The organism is Paenibacillus sp. JT31N17 (assembly GCF_056269255.1).
In genome coordinates this window covers 463443-481835 of the sequence record NZ_JBWDNP010000002.1, presented here as the reverse complement: position 1 = coordinate 481835, position 18393 = coordinate 463443, and the positions used below count along the sequence as shown (strand labels likewise).

At 52.2% G+C, this 18393-nt stretch carries 14 protein-coding genes; 5 read left to right on the top strand and 9 right to left on the bottom strand.

Annotated features, from left to right (window positions below):
• The first annotated feature begins 4 nt into the window (after nt 1–4).
• Both AC0YOB_RS09680 and AC0YOB_RS09675 read left to right on the top strand, forming a co-directional pair.
• Nucleotides 5–160, top strand: a complete 156-nt coding sequence (locus AC0YOB_RS09680) for a hypothetical protein (RefSeq protein ID WP_475769261.1) — start codon at nt 5–7, stop codon at nt 158–160.
• Nucleotides 157–1098, top strand: a complete 942-nt coding sequence (locus AC0YOB_RS09675; protein ID WP_475792663.1) for a hypothetical protein — start codon at nt 157–159, stop codon at nt 1096–1098. The genes AC0YOB_RS09680 and AC0YOB_RS09675 overlap by 4 nt, the downstream gene beginning before the upstream one ends.
• A gap of 249 nt (nt 1099–1347) precedes the next feature.
• On the opposite strand, the gene AC0YOB_RS09670 is transcribed toward AC0YOB_RS09675, so the two are convergent.
• The 5 genes from AC0YOB_RS09670 to AC0YOB_RS09650 all read right to left on the bottom strand — a co-directional run bounded on the left by AC0YOB_RS09670 (nt 1348) and on the right by AC0YOB_RS09650 (nt 7990).
• A complete protein-coding gene (locus tag AC0YOB_RS09670; RefSeq protein WP_475792662.1) occupies nt 1348–2823 on the bottom strand; it encodes a sulfatase family protein in 1476 nt (491 codons plus the stop codon).
• 55 nt (nt 2824–2878) lie between these two features.
• Entirely contained in the window at nt 2879–3721 is an 843-nt protein-coding gene (locus AC0YOB_RS09665; RefSeq protein WP_475792661.1) for a carbohydrate ABC transporter permease, read from the bottom strand.
• Nucleotides 3718–4716 (bottom strand): carbohydrate ABC transporter permease, encoded by a 999-nt coding sequence (locus AC0YOB_RS09660; RefSeq protein WP_475792660.1) that lies wholly within the window; start codon nt 4714–4716, stop codon nt 3718–3720. The genes AC0YOB_RS09665 and AC0YOB_RS09660 overlap by 4 nt, the downstream gene beginning before the upstream one ends.
• A 172-nt stretch (nt 4717–4888) precedes the next feature.
• Nucleotides 4889–6385, bottom strand: a complete 1497-nt coding sequence (locus AC0YOB_RS09655) for an ABC transporter substrate-binding protein (RefSeq protein WP_475792659.1) — start codon at nt 6383–6385, stop codon at nt 4889–4891.
• Nucleotides 6386–6592: 207 nt separating this feature from the next.
• Nucleotides 6593–7990 carry a response regulator transcription factor gene (locus AC0YOB_RS09650; RefSeq protein ID WP_475792658.1) on the bottom strand — a complete coding sequence of 466 codons (1398 nt, stop codon included), beginning with the start codon at nt 7988–7990 and terminating at the stop codon, nt 6593–6595.
• Between the two features lie 85 nt (nt 7991–8075).
• On the opposite strand from AC0YOB_RS09650, the gene AC0YOB_RS09645 reads away from it, so the two are divergent.
• The gene (locus tag AC0YOB_RS09645; protein WP_475792657.1) at nt 8076–9890 is read left to right on the top strand and encodes a cache domain-containing sensor histidine kinase; all 1815 of its coding nucleotides are present in this window, start codon (nt 8076–8078) and stop codon (nt 9888–9890) included.
• A gap of 190 nt (nt 9891–10080) precedes the next feature.
• On the opposite strand, the gene AC0YOB_RS09640 is transcribed toward AC0YOB_RS09645, so the two are convergent.
• The 4 genes from AC0YOB_RS09640 to sigJ form a co-directional block, all read right to left on the bottom strand.
• Entirely contained in the window at nt 10081–11151 is a 1071-nt protein-coding gene (locus AC0YOB_RS09640; protein ID WP_475792656.1) for an ABC transporter substrate-binding protein, read from the bottom strand.
• A gap of 135 nt (nt 11152–11286) precedes the next feature.
• The gene (locus AC0YOB_RS09635) at nt 11287–12366 is read right to left on the bottom strand and encodes an ABC transporter substrate-binding protein (protein ID WP_475792655.1); all 1080 of its coding nucleotides are present in this window, start codon (nt 12364–12366) and stop codon (nt 11287–11289) included.
• Between the two features lie 193 nt (nt 12367–12559).
• A complete protein-coding gene (locus tag AC0YOB_RS09630) occupies nt 12560–14212 on the bottom strand; it encodes an AraC family transcriptional regulator (RefSeq protein WP_475792654.1) in 1653 nt (550 codons plus the stop codon).
• 250 nt (nt 14213–14462) lie between these two features.
• Nucleotides 14463–15326, bottom strand: a complete 864-nt coding sequence (gene sigJ / locus AC0YOB_RS09625; protein WP_475792653.1) for an RNA polymerase sigma factor SigJ — start codon at nt 15324–15326, stop codon at nt 14463–14465.
• 441 nt (nt 15327–15767) lie between these two features.
• On the opposite strand from sigJ, the gene AC0YOB_RS09620 reads away from it, so the two are divergent.
• Together AC0YOB_RS09620 and AC0YOB_RS09615 are read left to right on the top strand one after the other, a co-directional pair.
• Entirely contained in the window at nt 15768–17216 is a 1449-nt protein-coding gene (locus AC0YOB_RS09620) for a spore germination protein (RefSeq protein WP_475792652.1), read from the top strand.
• Nucleotides 17213–18376 (top strand): Ger(x)C family spore germination protein, encoded by a 1164-nt coding sequence (locus AC0YOB_RS09615; RefSeq protein WP_475792651.1) that lies wholly within the window; start codon nt 17213–17215, stop codon nt 18374–18376. The genes AC0YOB_RS09620 and AC0YOB_RS09615 overlap by 4 nt, the downstream gene beginning before the upstream one ends.
• Nucleotides 18377–18393: the final 17 nt, after the last annotated feature.

The following is an 18393-nucleotide window of genomic DNA, read 5'->3' as shown; positions in this document are numbered from 1 at the left end:
ACACATGGTTACATACGCCTGCCTTGGACTTTTGTTTCTTTTTGTCGTAATCAAAGCCCTTATCTACCGTTCGCGCGTGAGAAAAGCCCCGTCTCCCGAGCAGTTGAGCAAGCTTGTCTTTTCCATCCTGAGAAGCAGCGGGCAGCGTGACCGCGAATGATGAAGAAGCTTCCGGTACGACTTAACCCTTATATTAAAACACGCTATCCTTATTCTAAGCTTAAAATATGCCGCCGCTGCAATTATTTTACCGTTCTGGGAGACGCAGAATGCCCGGCATGCGGCAAAACGGCCCTGCAAAGCGTCGAGAAGAGAGCTGCCGCGATGCTGCAGCGCTCGATCTGGAGCGTGCGAATCATTATACTGATCATCATGCTCGCCGGCTTGACGATGAGCGAATCCATGATGCAGAGCGGTCTGCTCGCTGCAGGAGGGCTGCTGCTGCTCGCTGTACTCTGGACAATCCAGAGACGGTCGGCCCCTGCCCTTCTGCTCTGGCAGCTGGAACAATTATTTCATAAAGAGGCCTATAGCCTCTTTGCCGGCCTTGTTCATGACCGGGAGTCGGCCATCAAGGTGTTTCACAGCGGCGATAAACCGCTTGCCTATGAAATGCTGCGTGAAATCGGGGCGCTCGTTCACACCGACCAGCTGCGGGCCGAGCAAATATTGCTGCTTCAATCGTTCGTATTGCGCAAGGATATGGACCTTATGCTGGACCCGCTCTTGATGGACCATTACAACCCCGATCTTGTTGAATATATTGGCGAGCTTGCGAAAATCAGGAGGGACCTCCTGAAAGAAAATACGTTCAGGTATATTTTACTGCATGAGGCCCAGATTCTGAAGATGGAGCATGGCGAGAGCATCCTCACCGGTGTTGCCGGCGCCGCGGTCAGAATGAAGCGGTACATCACGCTTTATCCGTATTTGGTGCAGCGCTATGCGCGCAGGCTCCCCAGGGACCGTTTTCTGCGGCTTTACCGGATCATCCAGAGCAGCCCGCACGCGAGCCCCAGTCCTTTATATGAAGAGGTTATGAGCATTTATAATGAGAAGTACAAATGGGATGAGGATTTCCGGCACGCCAACAAGTAGTGCGGCGAATAAAGGAACCCGGGCAAAGTGCGGGATTAGCAGGAGGAATGAAAAGAGGCCGGCAGAAGACACTTAACCAGAGTGTCTGTCTGCCGGCTTTTTGGCGATATTTTAGTGCTGCTTCGCGTAAGATTATAATCTGGACACGATCATTGCGGTTGTTCTTGCGGTCCATCGTCACATCTCCTGGCGGAAAATGCAGACAAGCCATGGGCGGCGTGAAAATTTATCTGTAATTTTGGAAAATTCTCAGCTCCGCTTATTGGTCTTTAGCGGAACGACATCGGCCGTTTCCAGATAGAATGTGAGCAGCCTCTCCTTGAGAAAGGCTGCTGTCTCCTGTAAATCGGGATCGTCAATCCGGTTGTCCGTCTCCATGGGATCGCGCTTCAGATCATACAGCTCATCGCGTTCATAATGGCGTCTCACATATTTATAGTCGCGCGTCCGGCACATCACAGCTTTCGTATGCTCGGGACCCTCAAGCTGCTGCAGTCCGACACGGGGCCAATACAGACCGGAAGACGTTCCCATCGATGTGCTCTCCAGCTCCATCGCCTGCGTCTCGCCAAACAGCCGCCCCCCTTCGGTGAACACCGCATCGCGGTGCTCGTCCTTCTCTCCTGCAAGCACCGGCAGCAGCGAACGCCCGAAATGGGTGTGCTTTGGCGTCAATCCGGCCAGTGCTTCAACCGTTGCGGGAAAATCGATCAACTCAACCAGCGCCTCGCTGACGCGGGGCTGGATTTCCACTCCTTTAGGCGGCTTAATGACAAAGGGGACATTGGTGAGACAATCCTCGAACGTGTTCTGCGTTTTTTCAACCAGTCCGTAATCGCCCGTAAAATCACCATGGTCGGAGAAGAAGAACACTGCCGTATCATCGTAGATCCCCGTCTCCTTGAGCGCATCAAGCAGCATTCCGAATTGATGATCCACCCGCGCGCACATACCGTAATAAGTGGCGCGCAGCTCCTGCCAGCGATCCTCTGTCCACCCCTGCAGCTTCTGCCGCTCGAAAATACCCTTTAGCAGACTGGGCTTCTTCTCCCAATCCGGCGCGGGCGTCCGCTTCGGCAGCTTGTCGCGGTCGATCAGGCTGAACCAGGGCTCTTCGACGCCATAAGGCGGGTGCGGATACAGCAGCGGCAAATAAATGCAGAGCGGCTTATCCTGCGGGGCATTTCGGATAAAGTCGATGGCCCCGAGTACATTCGCCCAATCGCCATCGTAATACGCCTCCTCGTCCGGCGCCTTCTCCAGCTTACCGGCATAAAACGAGTAGTAATTATCACTCCCGGGATCGCCGCGCCACCCGTCGGAGAAATGCAGATTTGTCTCCGGCCGCGGCTTCTTCTCCGGCTGATACTTGATATCGCAGTAAGCCTCGAACCCGTTCTCGGCCGGAACAAGATCATTTTTGCCGCCCCACCACACGGTATAGCCCTCGTCCTTAAGACTCTTCAGCAGTACCGGCTCGTCTTCCTGCATCATATGGAACATGGTGCGGTGACCGCCGACATGAGGATACCAGCCGCTCATGAACGAGCATCTGCTTGGCGTGCAAACGGGATTCTGGCAGAAAGCGTTGCGGAAGGACACCGCATCGGTCTGAACCAGCCGGTCCAGATTCGGCGTGACCGCGGCTATGTTGCCAAGATGGCCCATGACATCGGCCCGCCATTGATCAGGATTGAAGATGACAATATGCGGCTTTGCAGGCATATTCGTTTCCTCCTCGGATTTATAGGATTTTGGGGTCGCTTGGTCCTGATCCGGTTCAACCTTTGACCGAACCGGCAATGCCGTTGATGAAATAACGCTGGAATACAATGAACACGAGGATAACCGGTATCAGCGAGATCGCAGCCCCTGCAGCCATTCCTGTCCAATCGACGGTATTTTCTCCCGTGAAGGAGAACATGCCGACGGCCAGCGTCCGCAGCTCCGGCTTGTTCAACGTGAATATCAGCGGGACGAAGAAGGAGTTCCACGTCCAGATAAACTGCATGATTACCGTTGTGGAGATGATCGGCTTGGAGAGGGGAAGCATGATCTGCCAGAAGGTCCGGAAGAACCCGCTCCCATCGATCTCCGCCGATTCCTCCAGCTCCTTGGGAAGCGCCCGGAAATGCGCCGCATACAGCAGAATGAAGAGTACATGGGCGCCGGACGACTCGGCCAGAATGACGCCGGGCATCGTATTCAGCAAGCCTAGATGCTTGATGATCTGATAGATCGGAATAATCGTGTAGCCCTTCGGAATGAACATCGTTACCGTGAAAGCCAGTATCAGGAACCGGCTGCCCGGGAAACGGACCCGTCCAAGCGCATATCCAGTCAGGGCCGACAGCACGACGACAATAATAACCGTTGAAGCCGTAATAACTGCCGAATTGGCAAAATAAGTGGAGAAATGGCCGACCCGCCAGGCGCGCGCAAAATTGTCCCACTGTGCCGCCTCCGGCAGCAGCTTGATGCCTGAGGCGATATATTCGGTATTCGTCTTCAATGAGGAGAAGATCATCCATACAAAAGGATAGACCCATAAGACGCCCAGCGCAAGCAGCAGCAGATGCAGCAGCAGATTCGGTCCATGCTTGAATGCAGTTCGTCTCATCATCCGTCTCCTTCCGGTCCGCTGAGCAGCTTGCCGCTGCTGTCCCTGGCCGCGTTAGCCAGCCAGCCGAGCAGCAGGGTCAGCAGGAAGATCATCAACCCGAACACGATGCCTGCCGAGGAAGCATACCCGATCTGGGGAAAGCCGCTCGTATTAAAGGCATAGTCGTAGATATACAGATCCACCGTCTCTGTTGCGTAGAATGGCCCGCCTGCGGTCAGCGTCTTTACCAGGTCGAACACATGCATGCTGTTCACGACGGTAAGCAGCAACACGACGGCGGCTACCGGCTTCAGCAGAGGCAGCGTGATATAACGCAGCACCTGATCGCTCCTGGCCCCGTCGATCCTTGCCGCCTCGAACACCTCGCCGGGCAGCGACTGCAGGCCAGCCAGCCAGTAAACCATCACCATGCCGAAAAATTTCCATGAACCGACAAGAATTAGCACGCCCATCGCCGTTCCGGCTTGACCCAGCCAGGGGACAGGCTCCGATAGAAGCCCCAGGCGCAGCAGCAGCTCATTGACCAGCGCATTCTCATTGCCAAAAATAAATTTCATGATAATGCCGACCGTGGATGCCGCGGTAACGACAGGAAGGAAGTAGACCGTACGGTAAAATACCTTGCCCCGGAACACAGCTTTATTGAGGGCCAAAGCCAGCAGCAGCGATGCCGGCAGTAAAATCGCCGTTGTCGCGCCAATATAAATCAGGCTGTTACGGAAAGCATTCCAGAATGAGGAATCCCGGAGCAGCTTCGTAAAATTATCCCATGCGACAAAATTTTCCAGAGGGCCGATACCGCTCCACTCGTAAAAAGAATACACATAGCTCATCACGATGGGATATATCGTAAACGCTGAAAAGAACACCAGCTGCGGTAAAATAAACAGATACGCCCATAAATACCGTACCCTTTTCCGGCGTGGAATCGAGGAGAAGGAACGACCCGGAGCGGCCTCGGCTCTTGGAATATTCGCATCAGCCGTTGTGGACATATGGTTTTACAACCCCTTTGTTACGGCGTAACAGCATATTATTGTGCGGAGGATAAGAAGAAACGCCTTCACCGCTTCTGGCGGCAGGGTACGTTTCTTCTTCCCTCAAAGAAAGCCGGCGATCCGCCAGCCCCTCTTTCACTAGGCTTCTTCGGCTGCCGGCAAGTTTCGCTTACTTGGGCAGAGTGCTGTATTGATCGCTTGTATACGGTGTGAACGGCGTCCAATTCGGGAATTGATAGTCCTGTTCTCCTATCTTCTGCCCGGATTGATTCACTTTCTGGATCGATTCCTTCAAAGACTGGTTATAACCCGCGCTAAGCTGCGCAAGCTGGCTCTTCACATCCGTAATCTGGCCTGTCAGATAACCTTCGACAATTTTGCCGACATTCTCTTTTGGCTTCTTGCCGTTCAGTTCCGTATTGACCTGCACGGCCGCTTTATTGCGCGTATAAGGATGGGGCGACAAGATAAACGCCTTGTCTTGAATGTCCTGCGCCTGGAGAAACTGCGGATTGTCGACCTGGGTCGTCTTGTTCTGTTCGATAATCGGCGAACCCTCCACACCAAGCTTCAGCTGGTTTACATAGAAATGGTCCATATAGTAATTCAGAAACAGCTTGGCTTCCTCATAGTGCTTCGTACTTTGGCTGACATGCAGCGTAGCCTTCGTCTCCCCCTGGAATGCATAATAGGAGGGTTCGCCGTCTTTGGTCGGCAGTGGAGCTACGCCAAAATTGTTAAATTTGTTGTTCTGCTGAAGCTCCGAGGACAAGAACGTGCCGTCGATGATGAACGCGGCTTTGCCAGCGGCGAACAAGCTGGAGGCTTCGCGGTAATCGATGACCAGGCTGTTCGGGTGAAGGAGCTTCTCATCCTGCAGCTTCTTGAGGAATTCGATCGACTCCACATAGCCCGGAGAGTCAAATTCATATTGTCCCGCCTGCAGATTGAAGCCGTCGTTCGGCACAACCTCCGGCTTGATCGCGGTCGCCATCTGGCCGACATATCCAGTGACAAGCCAGTCCGTCTTGATTCCGAGAATCAGCGGGTAAACATCGCTCCCGGCCTGCTTGATCCTCTCGCCGACCTTCTCCAGATCCTCCCATGATTTCGGAACGTCGTTCTCCGTCAGTCCCGCTTGTGTCAATACGTCTTTGTTATAGTAGAGCATGTGCGAGTATCGGCGCGGGGTGAAATGCGGCAGAGCGTAGACGCTGCCGTCCAGCGTCGTATAGCCTTCCGTCCAGGTCCCCTCATAGAACTGCTGCTTCCGTTCCTCCGTAAGCACATCATCGAGATTGTGGATGAGTCCGAGACGGTTCAATTGATCAATCGGCACAGATGTAGAATTGGCGAATATATCGGGCAGACTGTTGCTGGAAATCGCAGCCTGCAGTTGAGTTGTATACTGTGATGAGACGATATCTGGAAAATCCACGTGAATATTGGGATAATCCTTCTCAAATTCAGCGATCGTCTGTTCAATCGCCTGCTTGGATTCGGGCCAGCGGCTCCAATAGGTAATCGTGACAGGATCTTTCGCTCCCGGGTCGTTCACGGCGGATGCACCGGACCCGGACTGCCCGGTATTATTGGAAGCACAGCCCGTCAGAAGCAGAATAATGGCAGCAACCGATGCCAGGATAACGAAGGCGGTTTTCTTCATGATGATATTCTCCCTTGCTGAAATTTTGTATTCATCTTCCGCTTCTCCGGTAGTCCAGTCGCCAAGCGATAGCTTACTTTTCTGATCAATTAACTAGGTTTAGTAGCCGTACGGGTCTACGTCTTCCGTTTCATCTTCCTCCTATGATTATAGAGGCATGCAAGGGCTGATAACATCGGGAATTATTTAGCGCTGCAGGTGAAGTTTTTAGCGAGGCTTGCCGGTACTGCCGTGATGCTTGCGGTATTCTCCCGGCGTCATGCCAAAAGCCCGTTTGAACAAATGGCTGAAATGCCGCAAATCCGCATATCCGACAGCCGCAGCTACTGCCGCCACGGAATCGTTCCGGTTCAGCAGCAGGAAACTCGCCCTGTTCATCCGCCGATCCACCATATAGCGGACAAAATTAACGCCGATGCGCTGCTTGAACAGTCTGCTGAACGTAACGGGATGAATGCCTGCGCGGGCAGCCGCTTCCTCAAGCGACAAGTCCGGGCTTTCCCCGTCCTCCAGCAGACGAATGATCTCCTCCCATGTGGCAGGCCGTGATCCGCTCTCCGCCTTCTTGCCCGGGGGCAGATATTCCAGCAGCGTCCCGCGCAGCCAGGCCCGCAGCTCAGGCCAGGCTCGCTTGCCCGCTATGTCAGCCGCCCGATCCCGGACCGGTCCCGCAAATTGCGTTTCCGCCGCTTCTCCCAGCAGGCCTTCGTCCAGCAAAGACAGCAGCTTCGCGCATTCCCGCCTTAACAGCTCGACTCGAAGACCCTCCAGGGCATTCAGCCATAAATCGGCCGATCGCTCCAGCTGCTCCAGGTTTGCTTCCTTCACCGCATACAGAATCTGCCGACGCGCCTGGTTTGCTTCCGGAGACACCTCCTTCACAGGACTTTCCCCCAGATCCGGCTGTACGCCAAAGAAAATCTTCGTCTCCCAGCTGGAATATTCATCCGACCATATATCCGGGAATTCCTCCGCCCGATAGAAGACAGCTCCTGACGGATTAGATGCCGCTGGGATGATAACCGCCTCGCCAAACTCGAAGGCAATCGTCCCGATAGGGAATCCCCCCCCGCATGGACCGGCAGCTTCACCGCCTCTTGCCGACTCGCGGAATTGTATGGTTTTGCCGACACGCTCATCGAACCAGAGCGAAAGATTGCCCCCATGAAAAACAGGAGAAACCGCAGCTGACCAGGCAGATTGCCTCAGCAGCCGGCCAAGCTGTTCCGCAAATCGTCCAAACATACTTTCGTATACCTGACTGGCCAGCCGCCTCATCTGCCCCCGGTCAGCCGGTTTGAGCATATAATCGAGAGCGCCCCCCTGGAGCGCGGCCCGCGCATATTCGAAGTCCTCGTACCCTGTCAGCATAATGACTTCCGTTCGTGGTCTGAAGCGTTTCACCGCCTGCAAGATCGCCAGTCCATCCAGCTCCGGCATGCGGATATCGACAAACAGAAGATCAGGCTGCACGGCGAATATCTTGTCCAGCGCGCTTTGTCCAAACCCGACATCGAACACCTCTGCGTAGGGATGGCAGTCCCGAAGCTTATGAATAATGCCTTCCCGAACCTGTTTCTCGTCATCAACCACGCAAATTCTCATGAAAGACCCTTCTTTCGCTGAAAAATCATGTACAATTACATTATCCATAGTAATACAATCGTTTTAGTCGGAGGTCAAGAGAGCTATGCATCCCATTCTGAAGCTTCATAAAATTAAATTCCGTCTTTCCCTGAAATTCAAGCTGCTCGGCGTGCTCATTCCCATCTCGATTTTGCCGATTCTTCTGGCCAGCTACGGGTGGTATGAGACGATGATACGCTCAAGCATGAATCATTCCGCCGACATAACCTCCCAGTACACGCAGCTGGTAGCAGAAAACATTTCCCAATATACCGGCGACATCAGCCAGGCGCTCGATCCTTTGCTGATCGATCTTAATTTTCAGAAATTTATAAGAACGCCCAAAGCCGACATGGTTTCGCAAGCCCGCTATGCCCTTGAGTTCAGGCCCCTCCTGCAAAGCTTCATGCAATCGCATAAAGAGCTGCTCGGTGTTCTCTATATGGATTTGCACGGAAAGATACTCTACCAATCTTATCAGAGAAGTATGAATTATATCTATCCTTTTGAAAACGATCCTTTTTTCGCACACATTTCCGAGGTTCGCAAGACCGTGCTGAGTACCGCCCATACGACCGGCTATGTGCTGGGCCAGCAGGAAGAGAGCCTTTCGATCATCCGTCCGGTTATCGACTTATCGAATGGGCAAATCTACGCCTGGTTGATTGCAGACATACGCGCAGACTATTTCCGGCAATTGATGAAAGGCGCCTCTCCCGATAAAGACGGGCAAATTCTGCTGTACCATCCGCTCAGTGGAGCGACCGTAACCAACCAGCAGATGGATGAAAAACTGCTGGAGCATTTACGCGGAGCCGTTGCGCGTAACAATCCGTCGGACCCGGAATTTACGCTAACTTCACAGCATGTATCCTATCAGGCCGTTCTGGAGGATCTGGACTTCGGCGATTGGAAGCTGATTTGGGTCACGCCGCTGGATGCGATCACAAGCGGCGTGAGGCAGTCGCTTCAATGGACTCTGCTTATCGCGGTTTCCGCGCTCCTGCTCTGCTGCTTAATCGCTTTTCCGACCATGCGAATTGTCCTGAAACCGATGGACAGGCTGGTCGGCGGCATGCGCAATTTGTCCCGGGGCAAATATGAGCCGGTGGCCCAGCCCGCAGGCAAAGATGAAATCAGCTTTCTGGTGAAAACCTACAATCAAATGCTGGTTGAATTGGAACAGATGGAGCGCGAGGTTTATCAGGCACAGCTGAAGGAAAGGGAGAAAGAGGTGCTTCAGCTGCAGGCGCAGACCAACCCGCATTTTTTCTTCAACATGCTGGAGACCATCGAGTCGTACGCCATCCTTAACAATGGAAACGCCGTGAGCGACATGGTTCAGAGCGTGTCGAGAATGATGCGCTACAATGTCCGCAACGACGCAGGCTGGGCACCTTTAAGCGAAGAAATGGCCTTTATCCGGGATTTCCTTAACATACACCGCCACCGCAACGGGCTGTCGATCAAGACGGAATGGGACATAGATCCCTCGCTGCTGGATCTGCCAATCATGCGGCTCAGCATTCAACCGTTTGTGGAAAATGCGTTAAAATACGGCTGGAGCCCGGCCTTGTCCGAAGGGGAGTTCGAACTGAAGATCACCATCGAGCGGATGGGATCTGCCATACGGTTCCTGATTCTCAATACGGGGATCGGCATGGACCCCAAAGTGCTGGATATGATCAGACAATTACTCGAACAGGGTGTCGACGGAGCCTCTCCCTACTTTAAACAGCACACCGGGATCTATAATGTATGCCGCAGGCTGGTTCTGGTATATGGATCTCGAGTGCGAGTACGCTTCTTCAGCGGGACACCGGGCGGAACGAAGGTGGAAATTATGATTGCCGACGAAGCAGGAGCGTCAGGTTCTTGATCGCCCGACAACCAGAAGCTTATTACAACATTCGAGAAGAAACGGCTGCCCCCGTCCTTTGGCGGCGCAGCAAGTTTCTTCCCCCGGACCATATAGAAATGGATAAATGTGAAACGTATGCATTCTATAGGATTAAAAAAGCCGCGATTTCCGCGACTTTTAATGTATCATGTTTATGCAGGCCGGCCTCTCATTTCTTTTTCTGGAATTTTTCCAGGAGCAGTTGAACCTGCGCCTCCATTTGTTTCTCGATAGACAGGGGATCCCCGGGGAGAAAGTCATTGACATTGACCTGGATGATCCGGTCTTCGGTGACGGCTGGCAAGCTGCGCCAAACCGGCGCATTTTTGAAATCAGCTTCAAGCCCGGCGTTATCGCCGTCCTGCCAATCGTACACGGACAAAAAGACATAATCGCCAATATAATCAGGCAGCGTTTCAAGCGACACCTTCAGATAGGACGGCTCCTTGTCCATAACCGCCTCCTGCACCTTCGCCGGTGCTTTCAGCTGCAGCGAATTATAGAGGCTGAAGGTCCCCCGGCCAAAAAGGTTTCCAAAAATCATAATTTCCGACTTCGGCCACGCCTCCATCACCGTAAAGGTCACATCCGGACCGATCACGCCGGCCAACTGTTCACGGTATTGCGCGGCTTTCTCCTCGTACTGTGCGATCCACTCTTCCGCTTTCTCCGGCACTCCCGCGATATCGGCAATTTCCCTCAATTGCTCGAACATCGTTTTGGAGCCATAGCTTAAAACGACGGTAGGAGCAATTTTGGAGTATTCATCGTAATTTTTAAGATCATCAACGGCGTTTTGCTGCAGAATGATCAAATCCGGATTCAGGCTGAGCGCTCTCTCCAAGGATAGCGTGTTGCCCAAGTCTTCCACTCCAGCGGACAGCCCCAGCGGTTTCAAGAACGACGAATCCTCGAATTGACTCAATTGATTGGAGGTCGCCCCTATCGGCTTAACTCCGACAGCCAGCAGATGCCCCATAAACTGATTGACAAGTATCCGCTGCGGGTGAGTCGGGATCGTGACTTCACGTCCTTCATAATCACGGAACACCCGGGTTTGCGTCTCTGCCAACGGCGAAGCGGCAGTCGTTGATGCCTGTCCGCTGCCCTCGGACGTGGAGGCGGACTCCGGGCTTGAGCCGGATGATTCTTCGGTCGAATTCGCGCCGCAAGCGGCCAGCAGCATGGTTAGCAGTATAGTCAATGCTATCGTTGGGATGAATTTGCGATTCAGGTTCATGGTTTTTTTTCCTACTTTCCTATGATGACAATAATGGATCAGCAAACAGCATGGCAGCTCGTCCATATGGCTGGACCTATCCAACACAGTGTCTTCTCGGCCTTGGCCTGTCTTGTTAAAGATGCAAATGTCCCGTTATTGCTTGCCCCTGACCGCGGCTGTCACATCGTCGATTTTCATGCTGTCGGCGATAGGACCGCTGAGCATCCAGTATCTCGCGGATAATTTGTATACATGGTTTTGCTTCACGGCAGGGATCGCTTTCCACACCTGCAGATTCTCCACTTCCGTTATGGTATCCAGCGCCTTTTGAAAGTCGTCCGCCAAAGACAAAGACCCTCCTGCGGTGATGAATAAATAATCGGCCGTCAACTCGGGCAGCTTCTCCAGCGACAATGAGATGCCCCATGTATCCTTCGTTGTTTTCTGAAGGTCCACGACGCTTGACGCCGGAGCCAAGCCCAGGTCATTATACAGCACGCTCCCGTATGCAAAATCCGGAAAGAACAGCTGTGCCTCCTTCTCGGAAGGCCGAACCAGCGCAACCGTCTTGTCCGCTCCGACGGCTTGAACAATCGTTTCCCGCGCCTGCTTTAATTTATCAGCATACGCTTGAATGACCGCTTTCGCTTTGTCATCCCGGTCAAGCGCTTTGCCAATTTCCACGATAGAGATTTTCCATTGATCGCGGTCATAGGCAATTGTAGGCGCAATTTGGGAAAGCTTCTCGTATGCGGCCTGATCGGCAAAACCATTGGCAGCGATAATCAAATCCGGCTGCGCAGCCAATATGGCTTCGTAATTAAGCGCTCCGCCAGCATAAATAACCGGAATGTTCTGCTTTTGCAGCTGCTCGGATAAATAATATCCTTCCATGCCATTCGCCTGCACCAAAGGCACCTCCAGCGACAGCAGCATGTCCTCCAGTCCGATGCTTACAATGCGTTCAGGGTGCGACGGAATTTCCGACTCCCCGTAAACATGCTGAACCGTCTTGAGCACACTCTCTGCAGGCTTGTCCGCTGGCGCAGCGTTGCCTGTCTGCTCCTGAGCCCCGCTTGTCCCGGAAGAGGGCAGTCCGCCCGATGTTTGATTGGTATTGCCGTTTCCGCAAGCGGCCAGCATAACAGCAAGCAGCAGCAGAATTGAACCATATGCAGCCTTCCCCCGACTATTCCATATCCTAATGTTGCTCTGGCGGTTTCCTGTTCTCAATTCAATAATCCCCTTCATTTGATATTGATAATCATTATCAAATAAAGTATAGATCATCTTCTCCTGTTTGTGAATAAACGTCCGTGCTTACTTTGTCATCCTAAATCGCACAATTGTGCAACTGCCGGTCAGTCCCGCAGCAGCTTCGTCCCATACGTCCGATTGGCTTCTTCAAGCTTCAAGCATCAAGTTCTCAGCTTGGCTCACCCATTATTGCCCTCAAAGCGCCGGATGCCATTTCAGCCAGCATTCGCCCGTGGCTAAACGCGGAATATTCCCCCCACGGAAACTCAAACCACGGGAAGCCTGGCAGATGGAACACCGCATTCCCGCTTACGGCTGGCAGGCTTCGCCACACATCTGTCTGCCGCAATTCCATCCACGTAGCCTGCGATACCGCATCGCCGTTTACACTGATCACAATATTCGCCGGCGCACACGCTCCCAATTCCATTATCGTAATCGCGCGCAGCCAGCTGTTGCCTTCTTTCAGCGGCAGGGGAATCCTGAAATGCAGATCATCATAAAGGACGGTCCCGGCGCGGCGGCCTACGATCAATAATTGACTGCCCGACACCTTCAGAACAAGGGTATCCCGCTCTCTTAAGGCGGCGGGTATCGCCTTTCTGGCCCTTTCCGCCTTCTCATCGTATCGGGAAAGCCAGATCTCTGCTTCACTCGATTTGTTCGTAAAATCCGCAGCAACCCGCAAATGCCCGCGCCAGTCAGTCCCTTCCCAGGGAATAAGCAGTACAGGGGCAATTTCCTCGAGTCTTTTCCTCTCTCCTGCCGGCATAATGTAGTCCAGTGCGACAATACAGTCCGGGGGAGAGCGGCGCAGCGCCTCCCGGTTGAATTCGTAATCGTGGCTTAGAAGAACCGTGACATCGGCTTGATATTTTTTTCGGTAATAATCATTCCAGTACTGGTCAATCGGCGCCGCGTGCGGAATAATTTGCAGGGGAAGCAATTGACCGATATTGGCCCAGCTGTAAGCGGCCACTTTCCAGGCCCGGTTCCGCAAATAAACCACAGGCGCAAGGCCCACCTGTTTCTTGAACAGACGGCTGAAATAGGTGGCGTTATGATAGCCTGCCCGCTCCGCTATGGCGCGAAGCGAAAGCTTGTTCTTCTCTGCCATCAATCGCTTCGCCTCGTTCATACGCAGCTCTGTGGCGTAATCAACGACGCTTTTTCCATACTTTTCTTTGAATGAACGCATAAAATGATAACGGCTCATCCCCGCCAGCTCGGCCAATTGATCAACAGGAATGGTTTCGGTAAAACGTGTTTCCAACTCCCGTCTCGCACGTCCCAGCCCTTCAATCTCCTTCTGAAGCATACTGTTCAAGGTCATGCCCAGCAGCTCAAAAAATGCGGCATCGCTGTATAGACGATCCGGCACACTCCCGCTGCTCCAGCCCCGCTCGATGATTTGGCACTTATCGAGGACGGAGGCTGCAGGCACGATATTATACTCGCCCAGGATCCGCAGCGGCTGACAGACACTCGCCCCGCCTGTTGTCGTTTCCTTTAACGGTTCACGGATTTGTCCCATCATAAAATGCAGCACATAAATGCCGTCGTCCGGCTCTTTATCGATCCATTCCACCCGTTGCCCGGACGAGCATATAAACACCGAGCCCGGCCGCAGCGAGCAATAGCAGCCGTCAATCACGATGCCGCCGCGGCTGCCTCTTGAGGTAATGAACAGATAATTGTCGTTTGGTTTGGACCCGGCCCCGATCTTCTTCTCTTTTTCGGTAATCCGTTCGATCCCGCTCAGCTTTAACCATATGCAATCAAGAGAACTGGCGACATCCTGGTCAAGTGCTGTCTCCCTCATAAGAAATTCACTGCTCCTGTCTATTCCTGCCGTCCGGGACCATCAGCTTTAGCCCCAATAACGATCCCTATTCGGATGTTACACTATTCATAGTAATTGATAATGGTTCTCATCGTCAATTATCCCATGAAAGCGAAGGGTCGGCCCGCGGCGTTTACATGAAAACAGCGGCAGATCGGGACGAAATCGTCCCAGTCTGCCGCTGCCAGTTTCAACCTTGTTCGAATCAGCTGCAATATTGCAGATAGCTTCATTTTCCTACATGCTTCAGTTTATCGGGGTTTCGGACAAAGTATATATTGCGAATCAAATTCCCCTCGACGTGAAGCATCCCTACCGTATGAATGCCATCACTTGAACGAATAATAATGGCGGGTTGTCCATTAATTTGCCCCATATCCATAACCGCTTCGCCTCCAATGATAGAAGCCTGGCGTACCGGACCGAGAAGAAAAGCCGCAACAGGATCACGCTTTTCAATCGGATCGGCAGCGGCGTGCACTTTGCCTCCTCCATCGGAGACAAATACAACGTCCGGATCAAGCATAGATAAGACTTGATTCATATTACCCTGTTTGAGAGCTGCGAGGAAGCCGTGAACCCACTCCTCGGTTGCCGCTTCGGGATGGACGGGCTCTTCGGAAACAATCCCCATCTTGGCACTCGCACGGCTGAACAGCTTGCGGCAATTTGCATCGCTTTTTTCAATAAGCTCGGCAATCTCGTGATAATCAAAGCCAAGCGCCTCACGGAGGACAAAAACAACCCGCTCCGATGGCGTAAGCCGCTCCAGCATAACAAGCATGGCATAAGACAAGAGATCGTCGCGGACGACCGATTCCATAAAATCATCATCCGAACTAAGAAAAGGCTCCGGAAGCCACTCTCCAAAATATTCCTCCCGTTTCTTTCGTGCCGATTTATATAGATCCCGACAGCGATTCGTGACCATTTTGCAAAGATAAGCTTTCGGTTCAGTCAGCCTCTCCGGCGGTACATCATATGCTTTTAGAAAAACGTCCTGAACAACATCCTCCGCATCGGAAACCGATCCGGTCAGTTGATAGGCGAGCTTAAACAACAGCCCTTTATACTGCTTATACAGCTCCTGCATCCATCCACTTCCTTCCCCATCTTCTTAAAGTCCGGTGAAAAAATCTGGCTGCGCATGCGGAAACGCCTTCCGATCGCTGTTGGACCACTGAATTTTTTGATTTTGGAACCCTTTAACTGTTAAATTCGCGGTACAAAGGCGAACGCTTACGCTTCTACAGAATATTTCCGCCTGCTCCGCCTGTTATTAACCAGACTTATAACTCACTTTAATTTTTCGCATAGTTCGCCCTAATAATTAAACGAGATAAGGGACTGTTTTGTGACAATTGCAGGCTAGATAGTTTCGCCTCCGGAAGCATGCTAAACATAACATTTCCCTTTTTATTGTTAATATGTATCCCTTGTGAAGGATTAAGGGGTGAACCGCAGCCTGCATACGTGCGTTCCGCTTTGTCCATAATATTCAACAAGTTATATTTATCCACTGGGAGGATCATCCATGAGCACCATAAACAGTAGTCTCGCAATGAATGAAGCCTATCTCAGAGAGCAATTCAATCATTGTTATGACATTGTACTGCGTTCTTTTAAGTTAAGAGATGAAACCGTACTTTTACTTGTTTATCTGGATGGAATGACTCGGATGCAAAGCATAGAGGATAATGTTCTGAAGCCCCTTATTTTCAACGGCTTGCCTCAAGGTATCGATCGGCTGCAGACGCTCTCCGAGATGTTCCGACGCGAATGGCTACCATTATCCAATGTAAAAACGGCCGATTCCCTCGAGGATCTGGTTAAATATATCCTGCAGGGCAGCCTGGGGATACTGGTGGACGGCGAAGCATCCGCGCTCATCGCTCAGATTCAAGACTATGAGACAAGAAGCATTGAAGAGCCGAAGAAGGAATCGACCTTGCGCGGCTCCAAGGAAGGCTTCGTCGAGAATATCCAGACGAACACGTCGTTGATCAGACGCAGAATTATTCACCCTCATCTGAAAATGGAATCGCAGACCATAGGCAAATACACACAAACCGAAGTTGTTCTAACCTACATAAAAGGACTTGCGGATGAGAAAGTATTGTCGGAAGTAAGAGATAAGCTTGGGAAAATCGAGTTGGATGGCGTAATCGATTCCGCCTATATCGAAGAATGGCTTGAGAACAGCTCCTTCTCCATCTTCCCGCAAATCCAGAATACCGAGCGGCCGGATATCGTGACCGCATCATTATTGGAGGGGAAGGTGGCTCTCATCACGAACGGAACCCCCTTTGCCCTCATTCTTCCCATCACCCTCTGGTCAGGACTTCAATCGGCAGACGACTATTTCGAGAGGTTCGTATTCGTCATTCTGACCCGGCTGATCCGCTACGTCATGACCTTCATTTCATTTGCCTTGCCCGCTGTCTACGTCGCGCTTTCGACCTTTCATCCGGAGATGATTCCAAGCGACCTCATGATCGGTATCGCGACAGCCAGGGAAAGCTCGCCGTTTCCGACCTTCATCGAGGTATTCATCATGATGTTCATTTTCGATGCCCTGCAGGAAGCCGGCGTCCATCTGCCCAATCAGCTCGGGCCGGTTGTCAGCATCATCGGAGCACTGGTCATTGGACAAGCCGCAGTCGAAGCCGGCATCATATCGACGCCGATCATTATCGTCATTTCCTTGACGGGTATCGCGTCTTACACGATTCCGAGATACAGCGCCACCCTTCCCTTTCGCATTATCCGCTACCTCATATTGTTCATTACCGGTTTGCTCGGCTTCGTCGGCTTTGCGTTCGGCATTATCTTCCTGCTGATCAATCTGGTCATGCTTGAATCCTTCGGTACGCCGTATTTGAGCCCTGTTGCCCCTTTCGACGGCAAACGGATTAAAGACCTGTTTATCCGCTATCCCTTCTGGATCAAGAACGGCCGGAATAAGAAAGGGCGTCAGAGATGAACCGATTCGTTTTCCTGTTGTGCGTCTCTCTCATCCTCCTATTGTCGTCCTCCGGCTGCACGGATATTATCGAACCGAATCAATTGGCTTTCGTCATGGGGACCGCGATCGATCATACAGACGACGGCGGGATCGAAGTCAGTCATCAGATCGTAATCCCCTCCCAGAAGAGCGGCCCGTTCCAGGGAGGAAGCTCCGGCAGCCCGGGTAACTTCATCGTCGTATCGGCCACAGGCAGGGATGTTTTCGAAGCCTTTCAGAAAATCCAGAAAAAACTGTCCCGCAGAATAATGACGACTCATCGTATTCTGATCGCAATAAGCGAAGAGTATTTCAACAAGCACGACGTAAGCGAGTTATTCGATAAATTGAACAGGGACCCCGCGAACAATCTAAGAGATATTACCATTCTGATTAAAGGAGGCCGCGCCAGGGATTTCCTTATGCTTAAGCCCCCTATGGAGCATCTCTCCAGCATTGCGGCCGGAAAAGAACTGCAGATCAACGGGATGAACAGCTACTCTTCGAGGCAGTTCATCATCGACAGCCTTTCTGAAGGGATCAGGCCCCTGGTGCCAATCCTCCAAATTGAAAATATCAAGACGGGTACGAAAGAACCGGGTCCGATCGCCGTGCTGTCCGGTTTCGCCGTCTTGAACAAGAAGCTGAAAGTCACAGGACTACTGGACGATGCCGAAGGCTCCGGAGCCGCCTGGATGACGGGGAAAGGGACTTCCCAAGGGGCAACCATTCCATGGAAGGACGGCAGGGGCGTCTTGTCATTTCGATTAACCCATCTTAAACGGCGAATTCAATCCGTTCGCGGCAATGATCCCATGCGCATTATATTAACCGTTAAGGCGGAAGCTTATCTTCTTGAAAACACGACCCCGCTTGACATGTCTGAGGTAAATAACATGATTGCGGTCCAGAAGCACGTTAACAAGCAGCTCCAAAAGGAATTCCAGCTTACGATGGATAAGATCAAACAATGGGGTTCTGATGTATTCGGCATCGGCGAGCACCTCCACCGCAAATACCCTTACTGGTGGAATTCGCAAAAAGACGACTGGGACGAAAATTTCAAGAAAATCGACGTTACCGTCAAGGCAGATATTCAGCTGCGCTCTATTGGAGTGAGCGGCGCGCCGCTAAAATGAATAACGGCAGGGAGTGG

Coding starts and splice junctions, on each gene's coding strand:
- AC0YOB_RS09675 (WP_475792663.1), top strand. CDS start 157: ATGATGAAGAAGCTTCCGGTACGACTTAACCCTTATATTAAAACACGC.
- AC0YOB_RS09620 (WP_475792652.1), top strand. CDS start 15,768: ATGAGCACCATAAACAGTAGTCTCGCAATGAATGAAGCCTATCTCAGA.
- AC0YOB_RS09670 (WP_475792662.1), bottom strand. CDS start 2,823: ATGCCTGCAAAGCCGCATATTGTCATCTTCAATCCTGATCAATGGCGG.
- AC0YOB_RS09680 (WP_475769261.1), top strand. CDS start 5: ATGGTTACATACGCCTGCCTTGGACTTTTGTTTCTTTTTGTCGTAATC.
- AC0YOB_RS09660 (WP_475792660.1), bottom strand. CDS start 4,716: ATGTCCACAACGGCTGATGCGAATATTCCAAGAGCCGAGGCCGCTCCG.
- AC0YOB_RS09640 (WP_475792656.1), bottom strand. CDS start 11,151: ATGAACCTGAATCGCAAATTCATCCCAACGATAGCATTGACTATACTG.
- AC0YOB_RS09615 (WP_475792651.1), top strand. CDS start 17,213: ATGAACCGATTCGTTTTCCTGTTGTGCGTCTCTCTCATCCTCCTATTG.
- AC0YOB_RS09650 (WP_475792658.1), bottom strand. CDS start 7,990: ATGAGAATTTGCGTGGTTGATGACGAGAAACAGGTTCGGGAAGGCATT.
- AC0YOB_RS09630 (WP_475792654.1), bottom strand. CDS start 14,212: ATGAGGGAGACAGCACTTGACCAGGATGTCGCCAGTTCTCTTGATTGC.
- sigJ (WP_475792653.1), bottom strand. CDS start 15,326: ATGCAGGAGCTGTATAAGCAGTATAAAGGGCTGTTGTTTAAGCTCGCC.
- AC0YOB_RS09645 (WP_475792657.1), top strand. CDS start 8,076: ATGCATCCCATTCTGAAGCTTCATAAAATTAAATTCCGTCTTTCCCTG.
- AC0YOB_RS09665 (WP_475792661.1), bottom strand. CDS start 3,721: ATGATGAGACGAACTGCATTCAAGCATGGACCGAATCTGCTGCTGCAT.
- AC0YOB_RS09655 (WP_475792659.1), bottom strand. CDS start 6,385: ATGAAGAAAACCGCCTTCGTTATCCTGGCATCGGTTGCTGCCATTATT.